19 protein-coding genes are annotated in these 21618 nt (G+C 63.4%); 4 read left to right on the forward strand and 15 right to left on the reverse strand.

Features of this window, described 5'->3' with window-relative positions:
• Window positions 1–4 precede the first annotated feature (4 nt).
• The 5 genes from greA to ABC383_RS08560 all read right to left on the reverse strand — a co-directional run bounded on the left by greA (window position 5) and on the right by ABC383_RS08560 (window position 6573).
• Window positions 5–481 carry a transcription elongation factor GreA gene (gene greA / locus ABC383_RS08540; RefSeq protein WP_413016281.1) on the reverse strand — a complete coding sequence of 159 codons (477 nt, stop codon included), beginning with the start codon at window positions 479–481 and terminating at the stop codon, window positions 5–7.
• A 108-nt stretch (window positions 482–589) separates the two neighbouring features.
• Complete coding sequence (gene carB, locus ABC383_RS08545; RefSeq protein WP_413013115.1) at window positions 590–3820, reverse strand: carbamoyl-phosphate synthase large subunit; 3231 nt, start codon at window positions 3818–3820, stop codon at window positions 590–592.
• Window positions 3813–4967 carry a glutamine-hydrolyzing carbamoyl-phosphate synthase small subunit gene (gene carA / locus ABC383_RS08550; RefSeq protein WP_413013117.1) on the reverse strand — a complete coding sequence of 385 codons (1155 nt, stop codon included), beginning with the start codon at window positions 4965–4967 and terminating at the stop codon, window positions 3813–3815. The genes carB and carA overlap by 8 nt, the downstream gene beginning before the upstream one ends.
• A 255-nt stretch (window positions 4968–5222) precedes the next feature.
• On the reverse strand, window positions 5223–5630 hold the full coding sequence (locus tag ABC383_RS08555) for a GlcG/HbpS family heme-binding protein (protein ID WP_194714009.1): 408 nt from the start codon (window positions 5628–5630) through the stop codon (window positions 5223–5225).
• 34 nt (window positions 5631–5664) lie between these two features.
• Window positions 5665–6573 carry a response regulator gene (locus tag ABC383_RS08560; RefSeq protein ID WP_413013119.1) on the reverse strand — a complete coding sequence of 303 codons (909 nt, stop codon included), beginning with the start codon at window positions 6571–6573 and terminating at the stop codon, window positions 5665–5667.
• 146 nt (window positions 6574–6719) lie between these two features.
• On the opposite strand from ABC383_RS08560, the gene ABC383_RS08565 reads away from it, so the two are divergent.
• The gene (locus ABC383_RS08565) at window positions 6720–7256 is read left to right on the forward strand and encodes a C40 family peptidase (protein ID WP_413013120.1); all 537 of its coding nucleotides are present in this window, start codon (window positions 6720–6722) and stop codon (window positions 7254–7256) included.
• Here the strand turns inward: ABC383_RS08565 and ABC383_RS08570 are convergent.
• On the reverse strand, window positions 7234–8187 hold the full coding sequence (locus ABC383_RS08570) for a patatin-like phospholipase family protein (RefSeq protein WP_413013122.1): 954 nt from the start codon (window positions 8185–8187) through the stop codon (window positions 7234–7236). The two genes, ABC383_RS08565 and ABC383_RS08570, sit on opposite strands and share 23 nt — an antisense overlap.
• 167 nt (window positions 8188–8354) lie before the next feature.
• Here ABC383_RS08570 and ABC383_RS08575 point away from each other — a divergent pair, with 167 nt between their 5' ends.
• Window positions 8355–9392 (forward strand): Fe(3+) ABC transporter substrate-binding protein, encoded by a 1038-nt coding sequence (locus tag ABC383_RS08575; protein ID WP_413013124.1) that lies wholly within the window; start codon window positions 8355–8357, stop codon window positions 9390–9392.
• Window positions 9393–9436: 44 nt separating this feature from the next.
• Here ABC383_RS08575 and phoR read toward each other — a convergent pair whose 3' ends face one another.
• The 7 genes from phoR to pstS are packed head-to-tail and all read right to left on the reverse strand — an operon-like array spanning window position 9437 to window position 15997.
• Window positions 9437–10753, reverse strand: a complete 1317-nt coding sequence (gene phoR / locus ABC383_RS08580; protein ID WP_413013126.1) for a phosphate regulon sensor histidine kinase PhoR — start codon at window positions 10751–10753, stop codon at window positions 9437–9439.
• A gap of 16 nt (window positions 10754–10769) precedes the next feature.
• Window positions 10770–11459 (reverse strand): response regulator, encoded by a 690-nt coding sequence (locus ABC383_RS08585; protein ID WP_413013128.1) that lies wholly within the window; start codon window positions 11457–11459, stop codon window positions 10770–10772.
• Between the two features lie 5 nt (window positions 11460–11464).
• Complete coding sequence (gene phoU, locus ABC383_RS08590) at window positions 11465–12169, reverse strand: phosphate signaling complex protein PhoU (RefSeq protein ID WP_413013130.1); 705 nt, start codon at window positions 12167–12169, stop codon at window positions 11465–11467.
• A gap of 33 nt (window positions 12170–12202) precedes the next feature.
• Window positions 12203–13000 (reverse strand): phosphate ABC transporter ATP-binding protein PstB, encoded by a 798-nt coding sequence (gene pstB / locus ABC383_RS08595; RefSeq protein WP_413013132.1) that lies wholly within the window; start codon window positions 12998–13000, stop codon window positions 12203–12205.
• Window positions 13001–13019: 19 nt separating this feature from the next.
• Entirely contained in the window at window positions 13020–13880 is an 861-nt protein-coding gene (gene pstA, locus ABC383_RS08600; protein WP_413013133.1) for a phosphate ABC transporter permease PstA, read from the reverse strand.
• Window positions 13877–14896 carry a phosphate ABC transporter permease subunit PstC gene (pstC, locus tag ABC383_RS08605; RefSeq protein WP_413013135.1) on the reverse strand — a complete coding sequence of 340 codons (1020 nt, stop codon included), beginning with the start codon at window positions 14894–14896 and terminating at the stop codon, window positions 13877–13879. The genes pstA and pstC overlap by 4 nt, the downstream gene beginning before the upstream one ends.
• 60 nt (window positions 14897–14956) lie before the next feature.
• Entirely contained in the window at window positions 14957–15997 is a 1041-nt protein-coding gene (gene pstS, locus ABC383_RS08610; RefSeq protein WP_413013136.1) for a phosphate ABC transporter substrate-binding protein PstS, read from the reverse strand.
• Window positions 15998–16168: 171 nt separating this feature from the next.
• On the opposite strand from pstS, the gene ppk1 reads away from it, so the two are divergent.
• Both ppk1 and ABC383_RS08620 read left to right on the forward strand, forming a co-directional pair.
• Window positions 16169–18259: a polyphosphate kinase 1 gene (gene ppk1, locus ABC383_RS08615; protein WP_413013138.1), complete on the forward strand. Its 2091-nt coding sequence runs from the start codon at window positions 16169–16171 to the stop codon at window positions 18257–18259.
• Between the two features lie 14 nt (window positions 18260–18273).
• Window positions 18274–18741: a SixA phosphatase family protein gene (locus ABC383_RS08620; RefSeq protein ID WP_413013140.1), complete on the forward strand. Its 468-nt coding sequence runs from the start codon at window positions 18274–18276 to the stop codon at window positions 18739–18741.
• Window positions 18742–18762: 21 nt separating this feature from the next.
• On the opposite strand, the gene ABC383_RS08625 is transcribed toward ABC383_RS08620, so the two are convergent.
• Together ABC383_RS08625 and ABC383_RS08630 are read right to left on the reverse strand one after the other, a co-directional pair.
• Complete coding sequence (locus ABC383_RS08625) at window positions 18763–20001, reverse strand: DUF445 domain-containing protein (protein WP_413013142.1); 1239 nt, start codon at window positions 19999–20001, stop codon at window positions 18763–18765.
• Between the two features lie 59 nt (window positions 20002–20060).
• Window positions 20061–21518 (reverse strand): Ppx/GppA phosphatase family protein, encoded by a 1458-nt coding sequence (locus tag ABC383_RS08630; protein ID WP_413013144.1) that lies wholly within the window; start codon window positions 21516–21518, stop codon window positions 20061–20063.
• Window positions 21519–21618: the final 100 nt, after the last annotated feature.

Genomic DNA, 21618 nt, shown 5'->3' on the forward strand with positions numbered 1-21618 from the left:
GCTCTTATATATAGCGCACTTCCAGAACTTCATATTCGCGGATGCCGGCGGGTGCCTGCACTTCCACGACGTCGCCAGCTGATTTGCCGATCAGCGCACGCGCGATTGGCGAAGTGATGGACACTTTCTTGTCCTTCAAGTCAGCCTCGTCGACGCCGACGATCTGATAAGTCACCTCTTCCCCGCTTTCCATATCTTCCAGCCGTACAGTCGAACCGAAGACGATACGGCCGTCTGCATCCAGCAACGCCGGGTCAATGATCTGCGCGGCGCTCAGCTTGCCTTCCAGGTCGGCAATGCGCCCTTCGATGAAGCTCTGACGCTCCTTGGCGGCGTCGTATTCCGCATTTTCGGAAAGGTCGCCTTGCGCCCTGGCTTCGGAAATGGCGTTGATGACTGCGGGACGGTCCTTGGACTTCAGGCGGGCCAGTTCTTCCTTCAGAAGTTCTGCACCGTGTTTCGTAATTGGAACTGAGCTCATATTTTGACGTGTAGAAATGAAAACCACAGAGGCCACAAAGACGATTCCCCGGCGAACCGGGGAATGCTGTGCGTTGTGGCCTCTGTGGCCCGGGATTGAATCGATGGGTTAGTTTAAGGTGTTATGCAGGCCTTGTAAATCATAGGCATGCAGTTCATCCAGGTGGGCCATACCCTCGACCGCGGCCTCTGCGCCAGCAATCGTGGTGTAGGTTGTCACCCTCGCCGCCAGCGCGGAGGTGCGGATCGCGCGCGAATCGGTGATCGCATTGCGCTTCTCCTCCACCGTGTTGACCACCAGAGCGATTTCCTGGTTCTTGATCATGTCCACGATGTGCGGGCGGCCTTCGGCCACCTTGTTGACCACCTCGACCGGAATGCCGGCAGCGCTGATGGCTGCTGCCGTGCCCTTGGTCGCAACGATGGAAAAGCCGATGCTGACCAGGTCACGCGCCACTTGCACTGCGCGCGGCTTGTCGCTGGCCTTCACGCTCAGGAAGACCTTGCCGGAACTCGGCAGGCGGATGCTTGCGCCCATCTGCGATTTCACGAAGGCTTCGCCGAAGGTCTTGCCCACGCCCATGACTTCGCCGGTCGACTTCATTTCCGGTCCGAGGATGGTGTCCACGCCAGGGAATTTCACGAAGGGGAACACCGCTTCCTTGACGCTGAAATACGGCGGCACCACTTCATTCATGATGCCCTGGCTGTCGAGCGACTGACCTACCATGCAGCGCGCCGCAATCTTGGCCAGTTGCAGGCCGGTGGCCTTGGAGACATAAGGCACGGTGCGGGATGCGCGCGGGTTGACTTCCAGCACGTAGACCACGTCCTGCATCTGTCCGTCGACTTCCTTCTGCTGGATGGCGAACTGCACGTTCATCAGGCCGACCACGTTCAGGCCCCTGGCCATCAGCGAGGTCTGGCGCTTCAGTTCGTCGATGGTGGCCTGCGACAGGGAGTAAGGCGGCAGCGAGCAGGCGGAGTCGCCCGAGTGCACGCCGGCTTGCTCGATGTGTTCCATCACGCCGCCGATGAAGGTGCGCTTGCCGTCGGACAGGCAGTCGACGTCCACTTCGATCGCGTCGTTCAGGAAGCGGTCCAGCAGCACCGGCGAATCATGCGACACCTTGACCGCCTCGCGCATGTAGCGTTCCAGGTCGCGCTGCTCATGCACGATTTCCATGGCGCGGCCGCCCAGCACATAGGATGGACGAACCACCAGCGGATAGCCGATTTCCTGCGCCAGGCGCAACGCATCTTCCTCGGTGCGCGCAGTGCGGTTGGGCGGCTGGCGCAGATCGAGGTCCTGCAGCAGCTTCTGGAAACGCTCGCGGTCTTCGGCTGCGTCGATCATGTCGGGCGAGGTGCCGACGATGGGTACGCCGTTGGCTTCCAGATCCAGCGCCAGCTTCAGCGGCGTCTGGCCGCCGTACTGGACGATCACGCCGTAAGGTTTTTCCTTGTCGACGATTTCCAGCACGTCTTCCAGCGTCAGCGGCTCGAAGTACAGGCGGTCGGAGGTGTCATAGTCGGTCGACACGGTTTCCGGGTTGCAGTTGACCATGATGGTTTCATAGCCATCCTCGCGCATTGCCAGCGCCGCGTGCACGCAGCAATAGTCGAACTCGATGCCCTGGCCGATACGGTTCGGACCGCCGCCCAGCACCATGATCTTCTTGCGGTCGGTCGGACGCGACTCGCACTCTTCCTCATAGGTCGAGTACATGTAGGCGGTATCGGTGTCGAATTCGCCGGCGCAGGTGTCGACGCGCTTGTAGACCGGGCGGATGTTGAGCGCGCGGCGCTTGTCGCGCACGGCCTTGTCGGTGGTCTTGAGCAGCTTGGCCAGCCGGCGGTCGGCGAAGCCCTTGCGCTTCAACTGGAACAGCACATCCTTGTTCAGGCTTTCCAGCGTCTGGGTTTCCAGCCACAGTTCGATGTCGACGATTTCCTTGATCTGGGCCAGGAACCACGGGTCGATATGGGTCAGCTGCTGCACCTCCTCCAGCGTGAATCCCTGGGCGAAGGCATCGCCGACATACCAGATGCGGTCCGGGCCGGGCTCGCCGAGCTCTTCCTCGATCACTTCACGGTCGGTGGTCTTTTCATTCATGCCATCGACGCCCACTTCCAGGCCGCGCAGCGCCTTCTGGAAGGATTCCTGGAAGGTGCGGCCAATGGCCATCACCTCGCCCACCGACTTCATCTGGGTGGTCAGGTGGTTGTCGGCCTGCGGGAATTTCTCGAACGCAAAGCGCGGGATCTTGGTGACCACGTAGTCGATGCTGGGCTCGAACGACGCCGGGGTCGCGCCGCCGGTGATCTCGTTACGCAGCTCGTCGAGCGTGAAGCCGACCGCCAGCTTGGCGGCGACCTTGGCGATCGGGAAGCCGGTGGCCTTCGATGCCAGCGCCGAGGAACGGGACACGCGCGGATTCATTTCGATCACGATCATCCGGCCATCTTTCGGATTGATCGAGAACTGCACGTTGGAGCCGCCGGTGTCGACGCCGATCTCACGCAGCACCGCCAGCGAGGCGTTACGCATGATCTGGTATTCCTTGTCGGTCAGGGTCTGCGCCGGTGCCACGGTGATGGAGTCGCCGGTATGCACGCCCATCGGATCCAGGTTTTCGATGGAGCAGACGATGATGCAGTTGTCCGCCTTGTCGCGCACCACTTCCATCTCGTACTCTTTCCAGCCGATCAGCGATTCCTCGATCAACAGTTCATTGGTCGGCGATGCTTCCAGGCCGCGCTTGCAGATGGCTTCGAATTCTTCCGCATTGTAGGCAATGCCGCCGCCGCTGCCGCCCATGGTGAAGGACGGACGGATGATGACCGGGAAGCCTACATCCTTCTGCACTGTCCAGGCCTCGTCCAGGCTGTGGGCGATGCCGGAACGGGCGGAACCGAGGCCGATCTTGGTCATGGCCTGCTTGAACTTGGAACGGTCTTCCGCCTTGTCGATGGCTTCCGGCGACGCGCCGATGAGTTCGCACTTGTACTTGTCGAGCACGCCATGGCGATGCAGGTCGAGCGCGCAGTTCAGCGCGGTCTGGCCGCCCATGGTCGGCAGGATCGCGTCGGGACGCTCCTTGTCGATGATGCGCTCCACCATCTGCCAGGTAATCGGCTCGATATAGGTGACGTCGGCCATTTCCGGGTCGGTCATGATGGTCGCCGGATTGCTGTTGACCAGGATGACGCGGTAACCCTCTTCGCGCAGCGCCTTGCAGGCCTGTGCGCCGGAGTAGTCGAATTCGCAGGCCTGGCCGATGACGATCGGGCCGGCGCCAATGATCAGGATGCTTTTAATGTCGTTGCGCTTAGGCATGTTTCACTTTCTCCATCATCGCAACGAAGCGATCAAACAAGGGGGCAATGTCCATCGGACCGGGCGACGCTTCCGGGTGACCCTGGAAGCAGAAGGCCGGCTTGTCGGTACGCTCGAAGCCCTGCAGCGAGTTGTCGAACAGCGAGACGTGCGTGACGCGGCAGTTGGCCGGCAGGGTTGCCTGGTCGACCGCGAAGCCGTGGTTCTGGGAGGTGATCATCACCTTGCCGCTGTCGAGATCCTGGACCGGATGGTTGGCGCCATGGTGGCCGAACTTCATCTTCAGGGTCTTGGCGCCGGACGCCAGCGCCATCAGCTGATGGCCCAGGCAGATGCCGAAGGTGGGGATGCCGCGCTCGATCAGTTCCTTGGTGGCCTTGATCGCGTAGTCGCAGGGTTCCGGGTCGCCGGGGCCGTTGGACAGGAAGATGCCGTCCGGATTCAGCGCCAGCGCTTCCTGCGCGGTGGCCTGCGCCGGCAGCACGGTGACCTTGCAGCCGCGCTCGGCGAGCATGCGCAGGATGTTGAACTTGACGCCGTAGTCGAAGGCGACCACGTGGTATTTCGGCGCTTCCTGCTTGCCGGTGCCCTGGCCCAGCTTCCACTCGGTCTCGGTCCAGACATAGGACTTCTTGGTCGACACGACCTTGGCCAGGTCCATGCCCGCCAGGCCGGGGAAGGAACGGGCCAGCGCCAGCGCGTCTTCGACGGTGGCGTCGGCGCCGGCCAGGATCGCACCGTTCTGGGCGCCCTTTTCGCGCAGCAGGCGCGTCAGGCGGCGGGTGTCGATGCCGGCGATGCCGACCACGTTCTGGGATTTCAGGAAGTCCGGCAGGGACTGGGTGGCGCGGAAATTGGAAACGCGCAGCGGCAGGTCGCGAATGATCAGGCCGGCGGCGTGGATGCGGCTGGACTCGTTGTCTTCCGGATTGACGCCGGTGTTGCCGATATGCGGATAGGTCAGCGTGACGATCTGGCTGTTGTAGCTGGGGTCGGTGATGATTTCCTGATAGCCGGTCATCGCGGTATTGAACACGACTTCGCCTATGGTCTGGCCGGAAGCGCCGATCGAAACGCCCCGGAAAATCGAGCCGTCTGCGAGCGCAAGGATGGCCGGTACTGGTTGGCCCTGGAAAAATGGCGGCAAGGGTAACTCCTGAGATGGTTACCGCCGCTGCGCTGGGCCTGGACACCGCCTGCGCGCCGCCCCGCGTGACGACGCGAAGCACATGCAAGGGCTGGTTTCGGAACTGGGTGGAAGGTAGGCGCTACGGCGGAAAATATTTTGGCTAAACCCAGCGATTATAGCGCGTAACGATCCTCACAGGCAAATGGCTTTGCCCGTTTTAACGGCGCGCCGTGGCGCGCCGGATTACTAGCTGCGGCTTGCCGCCGCGGCATCTCAGGCGTTCAGCGCTGCGATGCCCGCCTTGGCGATTTGGACGTCTTCGGACGACTTGACGCCGGACACGCCCACCGCGCCGACGCATTGTCCGCCGATCATGATGGGAACGCCGCCTTCGAGCAGGCCGTCGAGATTGGGCGCGGTGATGAAGGAGAACCGGCCGTTGTTGATCATGTCCTCATAGACCTTGGTCTCACGGCGGCCGAGGGCGGCGGTGCGGGCCTTGGAAGGCGCGATGTGCGCGGAAATCGGAGCGGCATTGTCCAGGCGCTGCAGCCACAGCAGGTTGCCGCCGTCGTCGACGACCGAGATCGTCACTGCCCAGTTGTTGGCCAAGGCTTCCGCTTCCGCGGCGGCTGCTATTTTTCGGACTTCTTCGAGGGTCAACACTTGCTTGGACTGCATCTCTGCTCCTTTAAAAAAGCACGATTGTACGATGTTAACCGGCGCTGGCGGCGGATTCTTCTTCACGTCCTATCACGCCCGATTTCCCACTGCCAAGACCGGCAATCGCGCGCCGGCGTGCGGCATCCCATAATTCATGCAGCGACGGCGGCTGCCCGCTGGAATATTCAGCAAGGCTGGCGGTCCCGCAGCACACGACCGTGCCGGCGCCATGGCGCTCAGCGGCTGCCTCGGTTGCGGCACGACACAGCCGGCCGGCAAAGCCTGACAGGGAAGCAGGCTCGACATTGCTGGTGACAATCGTGAAATCGGCGCTGCCGGTGCGCGCGACCGCGTCGGTCTGGCGCAGGATCTGCCTCAGCATGGCTTCGAGGTCGCGCCGCAGGCTGGCATGATCGACGCCATCCGGCACCGACAGGCACAGGCTGAGCAGGGCGAAGTTTTCCTGCTGGCGGATCGCGTAGCCGAGACGCCGCTCGGCGCCGGACTGGAGAAGATAGGGAGACACGGTGACCGTTGCCTGCCCCGATGCGGCCGCAGCATCGGCCGCTTCCTCATATTCCTGCTGCGCAATGACCAGTTGCGCCAGCAAGTCCAGGCGAGATACCAGCCTGGCGGTTGCCATGCCCTTGGTAATCAGGTCGGTGGCGCCGGCTTCCCTGGCGAGGCGGCGCTCTTCCATCTCATCCGCGCCCGAGACCACCACGACAGGCATTTCGCGCAGCCGCTGCGCCTTCGACGCGCGCATGCGCCGCAACAGACCGTAGCCGTCGAGCCGCGGCATGGTCAAGTCAGTGATGAGCAGCGCGATCTCCTCATCGCGCAGCAAGCTGTCCCAGGCCTCTTCGCCATCGTGGGCTTCGGCGAACTCGAACAGGTCTCCAAGGTGTTTGGTCAGCGTGGCCCGCACGATGCGCGAGTCATCCGCAATGAGCGCGCGCAACTTTCCGTGCGATATTTTTTGTGAATTATCAGACAACATTGCCTCCAACTGGCCAAAACATCAGATTACTTTACTGCAATTTTTCTTTGACAATCCCCATTGGCTTCGCTTACATTCGACGCCTTGCATGGTACAAGGCAGGAAGAATGACAGTCAAACGATCAAAACTTTCCACTTTGCTGCTTGCGCCAGCCCTGCTGGCGGCAACCTTTGCCGTCACGCCGGTTGCCTGGAGCACGGAGTCGGCGCCGGCCGAGCGCAATGCGGCGCTGCATGCGCTGCATCACATCACTGACCGCGCCGGCGACCTTGCAATCCGCGCGATGTCGATGATCGGCATACGGTACAAGTACGGCGGCAACAATCCGGAAAACGGCCTCGACTGCAGCGGCCTGGTGCGCTATGTGTTCAAGCAGGCCTGGGGCGCCGACCTGCCGCGCACCGCCGAGGAAATCAGCCGCGTCGGCGACACCGTGGACAAGAACGACCTGCGGCCGGGCGACCTGGTGTTCTACAACACGCTGCGCCGCGGTTTCTCCCATGTGGGCATTTATCTGGGCGACAACAAGTTCGTTCACTCGCCCGCCGCCGGCAGCTCCATCCGCATCGAGAGCATGGATCTGAGTTACTGGAAAAAGCGTTTCAACGGCGCCCGCAGGATCAGCGATCCTGAACAGAACTGATCGTCGCCGTACCTTCCCGCTTCATCTTGAGCTTGGCCCGCAATTCCGGCATGACGGTTGCCGCGGCCTGCTCTCCCGCCAGAATTGCCAGGTTTCTTCCGCTGAAGTCGCTGCCTTTCATCGCGCCCAGGCTGGGCGTGATCACGATATCGGCGTCCTTCATTTCCAGCCGGTTGATGGTTTGCCCCATGATGGCAAAGGTCTGCAGCACCACGTCCAGGCTGCTGGTGGAAGCCTGGGCGTCCGGGTCGGCCGAGATATTGACCGCGATGACGAAGTCGGCGCCCATTTCACGGGCATACCGCACCGGCACCGGCGCCACCAGGCCGCCATCGACATAACTTTTCTCGCCTATCTTTACCGGCTGGAACACGCCGGGCACTGAGGACGAAGCACGCACCGCCATGCCTGCATTGCCACGCTGGAACAGGATGGGCTTGCCGTTCTGCAGGTCGGTTGCCACCGCGCCGAAGGAAATCGGGAATTTCTCGATCGGCGCATTGCGCACGGCGCGGTTGACATAGCGCTGGATCGCCTCCCCCTTCAACACGCCCGAACTCTTGGCAAACAGCGGAACGGCCCAGTCCGAAATGGCGGCCTCGTCCATCTCGAGCGCCATCCGGTTGAGTTTGAAGCCGTTATTGCCGGCGGCGTACAGCGCCCCCACCACGCTGCCGGCGCTGGTGCCGACCACGATCTCGGGCTTGATGCCCTGCGCTTCCAGCGCCTTGATGACACCGATATGCGCGAAGCCGCGGGCGGCACCGCCGCCAAGCGCAAGACCGATGCGTACCGGATGCGGCGCAGCCGGCGGCGTCTGAGGCGCGGCCACAGGTTCAGGTGCGGGTGCGGGTGCGGGTGTCTTGGTCGTACCGCAGGCGGCGAGAAGGACAAGAACGCCTGGCAGCAGGCGCTTCAAGAACGTTGGCATAAGGAAATTTAGCTTGAGGGAAAAACGAACCACGGATTGTAGCGGAAGTTCCCGTCGAAAAGAGCCATAACTGGCATGGGATCTAATTGAGAATGATTCACATTTGCACCCGGTTTGCTATACTTGCCCGGCTTTTAACTTTCTTAACTTGCCAGGATGCTTACGTGATGAAACTTGCCTTTCGCCTGACCCTGATCGCTGCCTCGCTTGCCGTCACCCATGCCAGCTTTGCGCAGGAAAACGTGCTGAACCTGTATTCGGCACGTCATTACCAGACCGATGAACTGCTGTACGAAAACTTTACCAAGCAGACCGGCATCAAGATCAACAGGATCGAGGCGGACGACAACCAGTTGCTGGAGCGCCTGAAGAGCGAAGGCAAAAACAGCCCGGCGGACGTGATCCTGATGGTGGACGCAGCCCGTCTGTGGCGCGCGGAAGCGGACGGCCTGTTCCAGCCGGTCAAGTCGGCAGTGCTGGATGCGCGCATTCCTGCCAACCTGCGCGCTTCCGATGAGGGCAAGGGACCGGAATGGTTCGGCTTTTCCACCCGTGCCCGCATCATCGTGTACAACAAGGTGGCCGTCGACAAGAAGGATGTATCGACCTACGAATCCCTGGCCGACCCGAAGAACAAGGGCAAGGTCTGCACCCGGTCCGGCTCGCATCCCTACATGTTGTCGATGATCGGCGCCATGATTGACCGTAACGGCGAAGCGGCGACGGAAACCTGGGCCAAGGGCATGGTCAACAACTTTGCCCGTCCGCCTCGCGGCGGCGACACCGACCAGATCAAGGGCGTGGCCACCGGCGAATGCGGCGTGGCGCTGGCCAATACTTATTACTACGTGCGCATGCTGCGTTCGACCAAACCGGAAGACAAGGAGATGGTCAACAAGATCGGCTTCGTCTGGCCCAACCAGGAAACCTCCGGCACCCATGTGAATGTGTCCGGCGGCGGCGTGGCGCGCAATGCGCCGCATCGTGAAGCCGCGGTCAAGTTCCTTGAATACCTGTCCAGCGACGAGGCGCAGGCCTACTTCGCCAACGGCAACAACGAGTGGCCGGTGGTGCAGTCGGCCGTGGTGAAGAACCCGGCCCTGGACGCACTGGGCAAGTTCAAGATGGAGAATGTGTCGGTTGCCGCGATGGGCAAGAATCAGGCAACCGCGCAGAAGATCCTGGACAAGGCCGGCTACAAGTAAGTTCTTTGCATTGCGGCGTGGCAGCAGCGCCGCAATCCGGCGTTCTAGCCGCTGGTTTCCAGGTGCGGCGTGGCGACGATGGCGCTGCGCATCGGAAAACGCGCGGTGAAGGTGCTGCCCTGCCCCGGCGTCGAATCAATGTCCAGCTGCGCCCCGTGGCGCAGCAGCACATGCTTGACGATGGCAAGCCCCAGGCCGGTGCCGCGGGTCTCCCGTGACCGGCTCTTGTCGACGCGGTAGAAGCGCTCTGTCAGGCGACCGATATGTTCCGGCCGTATGCCGATGCCGGTGTCGGATACCGCGAACCGCGGCCCGTCCTCGCCCAGGCGCCAGCTTAGCCGGATGCGTCCGCCATCCGGCGTGTAGCGCACCGCGTTCGACGCCAGGTTGCCAAAGGCGCTGCGCAGTTCTTCAAGGCTGCCGCTGATGTCCGGACCGTCCACTTCCAGCGTGATCTCGTGGCGCCCTCCCGATAAGGCCTGCGTCTCCTGAAACACCTGCTCCATCAGCGTTGCCATGCGCACCGGTTCCGGCCGCAACGGATATTCGACCGACTCCAGCCGGGTCAGCGCCAGCATGTCCTCCACCAGGTTCTGCATGCGCTTGCCCTGCTCCGCCATCAGCTTCAGGTGCGCCTGCCGGGTTTCCTTGTCGAGGCCGGCATCGGCCTGCGCTATTTCCAGGAAGCCGTTGATCACCGTCAGCGGCGTGCGCAGCTCATGCGATGCATTGGCGATGAAGTCGCGCCGCATGCGCTCGATGCGCTCGGACTCGGTGGCGTCATGGGTCACCAGAATCTGGCGCCGGTTTTCAAACGGGATGATATGGACGATCAGCTTGCGGTCGCGCAGCGACAGCGTGAGCGGCTGCTCATAGCGACCGAGTATCAGGTAGTCGATGAAGTGCGGGCTGCGGATCAGGTTGGTCACGCGCATGCCCTTGTCGCGGTCGTTGGACAGGCCCAGGTGCTGTTCGGCGGCCGGGTTGCACCACTCCAGGAACAGCACGTCGTCCATGATCACCACACCGTCCGGCAACAGGCTCATCGCCTGCCGGAACCGGGTCAGCCACTCGTTGAGCTGCTGCCGGTTGTGCTCGTCTTCCCGGCGCAGCTTGTACAGCTTGGAAAAGATGTCGGTCCAGATGCCCGATGCATCGGACAGGCGGCTGTCCGGATCGTCCAGCCACTGCGACAGCCGCCACAGGTAGCCCAGCTGCAGGATGACCAGCGCGCAGACCGCAATCAGCGCCGCAAGCAAACCGACGGTCTTCCCGAAAAAATAGCCGGGCACCACCGCGGCGAGCAGGATCAGCGCCAGGCGCAGCAGGGTCGGCACCCAGAACAGCATCTTTGGACTCATCGTGGCAGGCGCATCCCTACTTCTCCGACAGCATGTAACCCACGCTGCGCACCGTCCGGATAAGCGACTCGGCTTCCTTCAGGGCCTTGCGCAGACGCAGCACATGCACATCGACCGTGCGCTCCTCTATCACCGCATGGTCGCCCCAGACCCGGTCCAGCAGCTGGCTGCGCGAGAACACACGCTCCGGATGGGCCATGAAGAACTTGAGCAGCTTGTATTCGGCGTGGCCGATGTCGATGCGGTTGTCGTTCAGGCTCACGGTGCAGCTGACCGGGTCCAGCGTGACCGCGCCGACCCGCATCAGCGTTTGCGCATGCTCGGGCGCCTTGCGCCGCAGCAGCGCCTTGACCCTCGCCGCCAGCTCGCGCGGCGAAAACGGCTTGGTGATGTAGTCGTCCGCGCCCTGGTTCAGGCCGGCGATCTTGTCCTCCTCCATGCTCTTGGCGGTCAGCATGATCACCGGCAGGCTGGAGAAATTGCGGTCGGCGCGCAGCCGCGAGAGCAGGCGCAGGCCGGACTGGTCGGGCAGCATCCAGTCCAGCAGCAGCAATTGCGGCGTGCGCTGCTGGAGATAGTCCCAGGCGCCGCCGGCGGTATCAACCGCGGCCGCATCCCAGCCGCTGTCGCGCAGCGTGTACCGCACCAGCTCGACGATGGCCGGCTCGTCCTCGACGATCAGAATTTCCGGGTTGTCTGCCGCCATCCGTATCACCCTTGCGCCGACTGGGCAGTGCTGGCGTAGTCGGTGTGGCGGATGTCCTTGCCCTCCACCACATAGATCACGTACTCGGCAATGTTCTTCGCATGGTCGCCGATGCGCTCCACCGCCTTGGCCACCCACAGTGTTTCCAGCGCGCTGGAAATGGTGCGCGGATCTTCCATCATGAAGGTGATCAGGTTGCGCATGATGGAGCGGAATTCATGGTCGACCGCCTTGTCCTGGGCGATCAGCCGGGTGGCCTGCTGGGCATCGAGCCGGGCGAAACTGTCCAGCGCATCATGCAGCAGCGCGCCGGCCGAATCGGCGATCACGCGCACGGTCTCGTAGTGGTTGATGGAGACCACGCCGCGTTCCTGCATGCTGCGCGCGGCGCGGGCGATCTTGGTCGCCTCGTCGCCTATGCGCTCGAGATCGGTGATGACCTTGATCGTGGCCATCACGGTGCGCAGGTCGTTGGCGGCCGGCTGGCGGCGCACGATCAGATGGCTGCAGGCGTCGTCCAGCGTGACCTCCAGCCGGTTCACCTGCTCGTCGGCCTGCATCACGCGGCCGGCGCGATCGACGTCGCCATGACGGAAGCATTCCAGCGCGTCGTGGAACTGGCTTTCGACCAGGCCGCCCATCAGCAGCACCTTGGAACGAATCTGCTCCAGGTCAAGGTCGTACTGCTTGGAAGAATGCTCGCTTGGCATGGTGTTCTCCTTGTTCTGCTGTCTGTTGATGCATCAGCCGAAGCGGCCGGTGATGTAATCCTGGGTCTCGCGGCGCCCAGGATTCATGAAGATCTGGTCGGTTTCGCCGAACTCCACCAGTTCGCCCAGGTACATGTAGGCAGTGTAGTCCGAGCAGCGTGCCGCCTGCTGCATGTTGTGGGTCACGATGGCAATCGTGTATTCCCCTTTCAGCTCGCTGATCAGCTCCTCGATCTTGGCCGTCGATATCGGGTCCAGCGCCGACGTCGGCTCATCGAGCAGCAGCACTTCCGGCTTGACCGCGACGCCGCGCGCGATGCACAGCCGCTGCTGCTGGCCGCCCGACAGCGACAGGCCGCTCTTGTTGAGCTTGTCCTTGACCTCGGTCCAGAGCGCGGCCTTGTTCAGCGCCCATTCGACCCGCTCGTCCATCTCGCCGCGCGACAGGTTTTCATACAGCCGCACGCCAAAGGCAATGTTATCGTAGACCGACATCGGGAACGGCGTCGGCTTCTGGAACACCATGCCGACCCGTGCCCGCAGCATGTTCACGTCCAGCCCCGGCTCGAGGATATTGCGGCCGTTGTACAGGATCTGGCCCTCGGCGCGCTGGCCCGGGTACAGGTCGTACATGCGGTTCAGGGTGCGCAGCAAGGTTGACTTGCCGCAGCCCGACGGGCCGATGAAGGCCGTGACCTTCTTGTCATGGATGCGCAGGTTGATGTTCTTCAGGCCCTGGAAGCCGCCATAGTAGAAGTCCAGGTTGCTGATCTCTATCGTCGCCTTCGGGCCGGGCGCATGGCTTGCTGCTGTGGATGGATTGCTGATCATGGCTATCGTCTATCAACGGTTATTGTTGCGTTTTCGGGCGGAACACGGTGCGCGACAGGATATTCAGGCCGAGCACGCTGAAGGTGATCAGGAGCGCCCCGCCCCAGGCCAGCGCGCGCCAGTTGTCATAGGGGCTCATCGCGAACTGGTAGATCACCACCGGCAGGTTGGCCATCGGCGCGTTCATGTTGGTGCTGAAGAACTGGTTGTTCAGAGCGGTGAAGAGAAGCGGCGCGGTTTCGCCGGAGATGCGCGCCACCGCCAGCAGCACGCCGGTAATGACGCCGGCCTTCACTGCCCGCAGCCGCACCATGGTGGCGACCTTCCAGCGCGGCGCGCCCAGTGCGAATGCGGCTTCGCGCAGGCTGGTGGGCACCAGGTTGAGCATGTTGTCGGTGGTGCGCACCACCACCGGAATGGCGATCAGCGCAATCGCGAAGCTGCCGGCCCAGCCGGAGAAGTGCCGGATGTTGGCCACGTAGATCGCATAGACGAACAGCCCGATCACGATCGACGGCGCCGACAGCATGATGTCGGTGACGAAACGGGTGATTTGCGCGAAGCGGCTTTCCTCTCCGTATTCGGCGAGGTAGATGCCGGCCAGGATGCCGATCGGCGTCGATACCAGCGTGGCGGTGCCGACCATCATCAGGCTGCCGACGATGGCATTGAGCAGGCCGCCGCCCTCGCTGCCCGGCGCCGGCGTGCTTTCCAGGAACAGCGCGCCGCTGATGGCGCTGAAACCATTGATGATCAGCGTAACAAGTATCCACAACAGGAAGAAAATGCCGAAGGCCATGGCCAGCACCGACAGCGCGATGCCGATGCGGTGCATCAGCAGCCGCTTGCGATAAACCGGGTTGCTTGCGTCGTGCATCATTTGGTGCCCTCTCTTTTCTGCATGGTCAGCAGCATGATCTTGGCGGCTGCCAGTACGATGAAGGTGATCACGAACAGGATCAGTCCGAGCGCGAACAGCGAGGACACATGCAGCGGCGCATCCGCTTCGGCGAACTCGTTGGCCAGCGTCGACGCGATGCTGTTGCCGGCGGCAAACAGCGACCAGGACAGCTTGTGGGCATTGCCGATCACGAAGGTGATCGCCATGGTCTCGCCGAGCGCGCGGCCCAGGCCGAGCATCACGCCGCCGACCACGCCGATGCGGGTATAGGGCAATACCACCTTGCGCACTACTTCCCAGCGGGTGCAGCCCAGCGCATAGGCCGATTCCTTCAGCACCGCCGGCACCACGTCGAACACGTCGCGCATGACCGAGGCGATGAAGGGAATGATCATGATGGCAAGGATGAAGCCGGCGGTCAGCATGCCGATGCCCATGGTCGGGCCGCTGAACAGCTGGCCCACGACCGGCAGCTGGCCTATGGTTTCCTTCAGCAGCGGCTGGACATGGTCGGCAAAGAACGGAGCGAACACGAACAGGCCCCACATGCCATAGATGATGCTGGGCACGCCGGCCAGCAGTTCCACCGCGGTGCCGAGCGGCCGCTTGAGCCATGCCGGGCAGATCTCGGTCAGGAACAGCGCGATGCCGAAGCTGACCGGGAAGGCCACCAGCAAGGCGATGAAGGAGGTGATCAGGGTGCCGGCAATGGCGATCAGGGCGCCGTACTGGTCATTGACCGGGTCCCATTCGATGGTAGTGATGAAACCCGGGCCGAATTCGCGGAAGGCCGGGATCGCGCCGATGATCAGCGAGACGATGATGCCTGCCAACATCAGCAACACCAGCATCGCAAAGCCGAGTGTGATCTTGTGGAAGAAGAAGTCCTGGATGCGCTGGCGGCGCATGGCGCTGGCCAGCGCGCGCTCGGCGGCATCGATGCCGGCTGCGGCATCCGGCGCGGTGTCGTGCAGGGTGGGGCTATTTGCGCTCATGGCGTCGATCATCCTGGAGCGGCTGGCGTTGCCATGGCAAGGCCAGCCAGTTGGAAAAACTTACCAGACAGCCTTGCCGGACGCGTCCTTGATCTGCGCCTTCCAGCCGTCCTGCACCAGCTTGATCACAGGAGCCGGCAGCGCGACATAGTCCAGGTCGGCAGCCATGGCGCCGCCCTCCTTGAACGCCCAGTCGAAGAACTTCAGCACCTCGCGCGCCTTGCCGGCGTCGTCCTGCGCCTTCTGCATCAGGATGAAGGAGGCGCCCGTCACCGGCCAGGCGTTCTTGCCGGCCTGGTCGGTCAGCACCACAGCCATGCCCGGCGTCTTGGCCCAGTCCGCGCCCGCGGCGGCGGCCTTGAAGGTCTCGTCGTCCGGCTGCACGAACTGGCCATCACGATTCTGCAACTGCGCATGGGTGATGTTGTTCTTCTTCGCGTAGGCATATTCAACGTAGCCGATCGCGCCCTTGACCCGCTGCACGTTGGCGGCCACGCCTTCATTGCCCTTGCCGCCCACGCCCACCGGCCATTTCACCGCGGTGCCGGCGCCGATCGCGCTCTTGAATTCGGGGCTGACCTTGGACAGGTAGTCGGTCCACAGGAACGTGGTGCCGGAGCCATCGGCGCGGTGCACCACCGTGATGTCGGCGGCGGGCAGCGCCACGCCCTGGTTCAGCGCGGCGATCTCGGGCGCATTCCACTTGGTGATCTTGCCCATGTAGATCGCGCCGAGCACGGCGCCGTTCATCTTCAACTGTCCGGGCTTGACGCCATCAAGGTTGAGGACCGGCACCACGCCGCCCATGACGGCCGGAAACTGCACCAGTCCTGCCTTGTCCAGTTCAGCCGCCGCCAGCGGCATGTCGGAAGCGCCAAAGTCCACCGTCTTCGCCTTGATCTGCTTGATGCCGCCGCCGGAGCCGATCGACTGGTAGTTCATGCCGTTGCCGGTGGCCTTCTTGTAGGCCTCTGCCCATTTTGCATAGATGGGATAGGGAAAGGTTGCTCCGGCGCCGGTGATGTCGGCCGCACTCGCGGAAAACGGCAGTGCGCAGGCCATGGCCAGCAGGCCGCCGCGGATGAGTTGCTGAAGTCTCATGATGCTCCTTGCAGATGTGATACAGGACAGCGCGCACTCTAGCGGACAAATATGACAGGTTTATGACGCTCCATAACAAACATGACATTGGACAGATCGCATGGAAAATTTGTCATGAACACGTAATATTGCCTTACTACATTAGGACAAATGCAACCCGACCGGCCAGCCATGAAACGAAAACCAAAACCCGCCGATCTGACGACCAAGCAGCCGGGAGCCGACAATTATCTGAACCGCGAACTGTCCCAGCTCGCCTTCAACCGGCGGGTTCTGGCGCAGGCCGAGGACCAGCGGCTGCCCCTGCTGGAACGGCTGCGCTATCTGTGCATCGTCAGCAGCAACATGGACGAGTTCTTCGAGGTCCGCATCGCCAGCCTGCTGGCGCGCATGGACGGCCATACGCCGGAAGCCTCGGGGCCGGGCGCCGACTTCGCGCAGACCAGCATCGAGTCGCATGACATTGTCGAGAAGCAGTACAGGATCCTCAACGAGGAAATCCTGCCCGAGCTTTCCCGCCAGGGAATCCATCTGTTGCGCGACCAGGACCGCAACGAAGCGCAGCGGGCCTGGGTCAAGTCGTATTTCGACCGTGAAGTCAGGCCGCTGCTGACGCCGATCGGCCTGGACCCGGCGCATCCCTTCCCGCAGGTGGTCAACAAGAGCCTCAATTTCATCGTCGAGCTGTCGGGCAAGGATGCGTTCGGGCGCGGCACCGCCATCGCGATCCTGAAGGCGCCGCGGGTGCTGCCGCGGGTGATCCGGCTGCCCGACGAGCTGTCGCAGGATGGCGCGATGTCGTTCTGCCTGCTGTCCTCGGTGATCCATGCCCATATCTCGGACCTCTTCACCGACCGCGAGGTGCTGTCCTATTCGCAGTTCCGCGTTACCCGGGACAGCGATCTGTGGGTCGACGAGGAAGAGGTCAAGAACCTGCGCCAGGCGCTGCAGAGCGAGTTGCAGTCGCGCCATTTCGGCTTTGCGGTGCGGCTGGAAGTGGCGCGCAACTGCCCGCCCTCGCTGTCCAATTTCCTGCTGGAACAGTTCTCCATTCCGTCCAGCCGGCTGTACGCGGTGGATGGCCCGGTCAACATGACGCGGCTCTTGGCGCTGGCCGACGCGGTGGACAAGCCCGGCCTGCGCTTTGCGCCCTTCACGCCATCCTATCCGCCGATCCTGGACAATGCCGACATGTTTGCCGTGCTGCGCCAGCGGGACATGCTGCTGCACCATCCCTTCCAGTCCTTCCTGCCGGTGGTGGAGTTCATCCGCTGCGCCGCGCATGATCCGAACGTAGTGGCGATCAAGCAGACGATATACCGCACCGGCATGAACTCCCTGCTGATGGAATCGCTGATCCTGGCCGCCCAGCGCGGCAAGGAAGTGACCGTGATCGTCGAACTGATGGCGCGCTTCGACGAGGAAGCCAACATCAACTGGGCCGACCGGCTGGAGCGGGTCGGCGCCCAGGTGGTCTATGGCGTGGTGGGCCTGAAGACCCATGCCAAGCTGGCGCTGGTGATACGCCGCGAGGAAGGCGATCTGCGGCTCTACGCCCACCTTGGCACCGGCAATTATCATCCGACCACGACCAAGCTCTATACCGACTTCGGGCTGCTGACCGCCAATGCGCTGCTGACGGCGGAAGTCAACGAGGTGTTCATCCACCTGACCAGCCTGACCAAGCCGACCAGGCTGCAGCAGCTCTGGCTGGCGCCCTTCGACCTGCAGCGGGAATTCCTGCGGGCCATACGCAATGAAGCGCGGATTGCCCGGCTCGGACGGCACGGCCGCATCATCGCCAAGATGAATGCGCTGGTCGACGAATCGGTGATCCGGGCGCTGTATGCGGCTTCATCCGATGGCGTGAAGATCGACCTGATCGTGCGCGGCGCCTGCTCGCTGCAGCCTGGCGTGCCGGGCCTGTCGGAAAACATCCGGGTGCGCTCCATCATCGGGCGCTTCCTGGAACACAGCCGCATCTTCTACTTCCGCAATGACCTGAAGCACGATGTCTACCTGTCCAGCGCCGACTGGATGAGCCGCAATCTTTTCCGCCGCATCGAGGTCGCCTTTCCGGTGCTGGACCGCGCGCTGAAGCGGCGCGTGCTGCAGGAAGGCCTGGACCCCTACCTGAAGGACAATACCAATGCATGGGAACTGGGTGCGGACGGCCGCTACACCCGGCGCCGGCCACGCGGCAAGCAAGCGGCGTTCAGCGCGCAGGACTACCTGATGCAAACCCTGGGCAAGATGACCTGAAAGCGAGGACAAGCATGGACCTGATCCTGTGGCGTCATGCCGAAGCGGAGGATGGCCTGCCCGGCGCGCCCGACGCCGGGCGCCTGCTCACTGCCAGAGGCCGCAGGCAGGCAATGAAGATGGCCGGCTGGCTGGACCGCAACCTGCCTTCCGGCTGCCGCATCCTGTGCAGCCCGGCCAGGCGCACGGTGCAGACCGCCGACGCCCTGGGGCGCAAGTTCCGCATCCATGCCGACCTGGGCATCGACGGCCGGCCGCAGCGGATAATGGAGCTGGTCAACTGGCCGCTGGCGAGCGAACCGGTGCTGCTGGTGGGCCACCAGCCGGTGCTGGGCCGCCTGGCCGCGCTGCTGATGCATGGCGTGGAAGCGGACTGGACGGTGCGCAAGGGGGCGATATGGTGGCTGGCCAGGCGCGAGCGCGGCGGCCAGCCGCAGGTCTATCTGAAGGCGGTGATGACGCCCGACCTGTGCGGCAGATAGCGCCCCGGACGCAGGCGCGCGTTACAGCGCCAGCGACACCAGGTGCAGCAGCAGCCCGACAAGCCCGCCGACCAGCGTGCCGTTGATGCGGATGTACTGCAGATCCTTGCCGACATAGGACTCGAACTTGTTCGACACGGTCTCGGCATCCCATTTCTGGATCACCCGCTTGATCAGCCCGGCGATCAGATGCCGCCGGCTGGAAATCGCGGTCGCGGAAAAGTCCCTGATCCAGCCGTTGAGCTTGTCGCGCACCAGCGCATCCCGGCCCAGCGCCGCGCCCAGGCCGGCCAGCGCCCGCTCCAGCTGGGCGGCGATGCGGGAGTCAGGCCGCTCGACGTCGGCCAGCAGGCGCTCGCGCACGTTGCCCCAGACGGTATGGGTGTAATCCCTGAACAGCGGATGCTGCAGCGTCTGCTCCACCATGCCGGCGATGCGCGCCTCGTACTCCGGCGACGTCCTCAGCTTCTCGATGAAGGCCTCGGCGCTGCGATGAAAGCGCTCGCGCCACTCGCTGTCGGGCTGCCGCATCTCGTCAAGGATGTTCTGCGATTCGCCCACGATCTTCTCGAACAGCTTGTCGTCGATGATGCGCGGTATCCAGCGCGGACTCTTTTCATGGATCTTCTGCCGGATGAAATCGCGGTTGCGGTCCAGCGCATCGGCCGCCATGCCGATCAGGTGGTCGAACAGCATCTGATGGCGCCGGTCGGCAATCAGCACCTCGAACACCTCGGCCAGCAGCGGCGCGAAGCGCACGTTCTTCAGGCCCGAGGCCAGCGTGGCCTGCAGGAAGCCGGCCATGTCGCGGTCTTCCATCATGCGCATCAGGCCGGGCACGCCATGCGCAATCTGCAGCGACACGGTACGGCTGTTGGCCGGCTCCGACAGCCAGTGCGCGGCGGCGCCGGCAAAGTCGATGTGCCGCAGTTCCTCCGCCAACACCTCGCGCGTCATGAAGTTATGTTCGAGGAAGTCGGCAACGCTGCTGCCTATCCGGTCCTTGTTGTTGGGGACGATGGCCGTATGCGGAATCGGCAGGCCCAGCGGATGCCGGAACAGGGCCGTGACGGCAAACCAGTCGGCCAGGGCGCCGACCATGGCCGCTTCGGCAAACGCCGCCACGAAGGACAGCCATGGATAGCGCGGCTGCAGCAGGCGCGCCGCCACGAAGGTCAGCGCCATCAGGATCAGCAGCCCGGTGGCGATGCGGCGCATCCGGGTCAGTTGCGCCGAGGGCGGCGTCGCGGACAGCCGCATCAGGCGCGGCTCCCGCACGGGCGCAGGATCAGCATGAAATCATCGCGCCGCGCCATGATTCAGGCGGCATGCCGGACCTGCAGCTCGGTGCCGACGTCCTTCCAGTAATCGCGTTCCTTCTGCAGCCAGAAGGCCAGGGTCGGATGGGCATCCAGCCAGGCGCGTGGAAATTCCAGTTCGATGCGGTTCCTGATGCGCAGTCCCACCTGCTGCAGCGAGCCCTCGATGCGCGCATGCATGAACACCACGGCCAGCCGCAGCGCCAGCACCGCCCGCACGAAGTCCGGGTCGAGCAGCATGCGGTCGAGCTTCTTCAGGTTGCCCTTCTGGCCCAGGATCAGCTGGCTCATCAGCCGCTGCTCGCGGTTGGTGAAGCCGGACAGGTCGGCGTTTTCGATCATGTAGGCGCCATGCTTGTGGAAGCCGCTGTGGGATACCGCCATGCCGACTTCGTGCAGCAGCCCGCTCCAGTACACCGGCCGGGTATAGGCGTCATTGCCCGGCTTCAGGCACGCATACAGCGTGCTGGCGATGTCGGCAGTACGGTTGGCGCGGGTTTCATCGACCTGGAAGCGCTGCAGGAAGCCCCGCACCGACTGCTCGCGCCGGTCATGCCGGGTGGCGCGCAACTGCATGTCCCACATCACGCCCAGCCGCAATCCCGCTTCGATCGGCAGCATTTTGCTGATGTCCATTTCCTGCATCACGGCCATCAGGATCGCCAGGCCGCCCACCAGCACCGGCGCCCGGTCCGGCTTCATGCCGGCCAATTGTATGGCGTCGACATGGCCGAAGCCGATCAGGCGCTGCCGCAGCGCGTTCAGGCTGGGCAGGGTCAGCGTGCCGTCGCCCAGGCCGTTCCTGGCAATGGCCTCGGAGATCGAGCGCAGCGTTCCCGACGAACCATAGGCCATGTCCCAGACATGGTTCTTGTAGAGCGGCACCGCATCCTCGAAATAGCCGCGCGCCGACATGATGGCCGCGTCGAAATTCGCATCGTCGATGCGCCCGCCAATGAAGAAGCCGTCGCTCTGGCGCACCGTGCCGGTGCTGAAGGATTCGACGGCCAGGATATCCAGCCCCTTGCCGACGATGACTTCGGTCGAGCCGCCGCCGATATCGAGCACCAGGCGCCGCTCGCCGGGATTGTCCAGCGCGCAGGCCACGCCGAGGTAGATCAGCCTGCCCTCCTCCTCGCCGGAAATGATTTCGATCGGATAGCCGATCGCCTTTTCCGCCAGCGGCAGGAAGTCCGCCGAGTTGCCGGCGATACGCAGCGTGTTGGTGGCAACCACCCGCACCGCGTCGAGCTGGTAGGCGCCGAGCACGGTGGCGAACCGGGCCAGCGACTCGGTGGCCACCCGCATGGCCTGCGGCGTCAGCATGCCGTGCTCGTCCAGCCCCGCGCCCAGCCGGATCGGTTCGCGCGCGCTCTTGATGATGCGTATGGTCTTGCCGTCGTGATGGCCCACATGCAGGCGAAAACTGTTGGAACCGAGATCAACCGCTGCAAACATGTCTGCCTTTCTTCTGGATTTCCCGCGTCAAAAATGCCTGGCCGGCGTTGACACTGGGCATGCCGGTGCCGCTCAGGCCAAACAATCATAACGGATCGGT

This window comes from Noviherbaspirillum phoenicis (genome assembly GCF_047237965.1).
Lineage (GTDB): Bacteria > Pseudomonadota > Gammaproteobacteria > Burkholderiales > Burkholderiaceae_D > Noviherbaspirillum_A.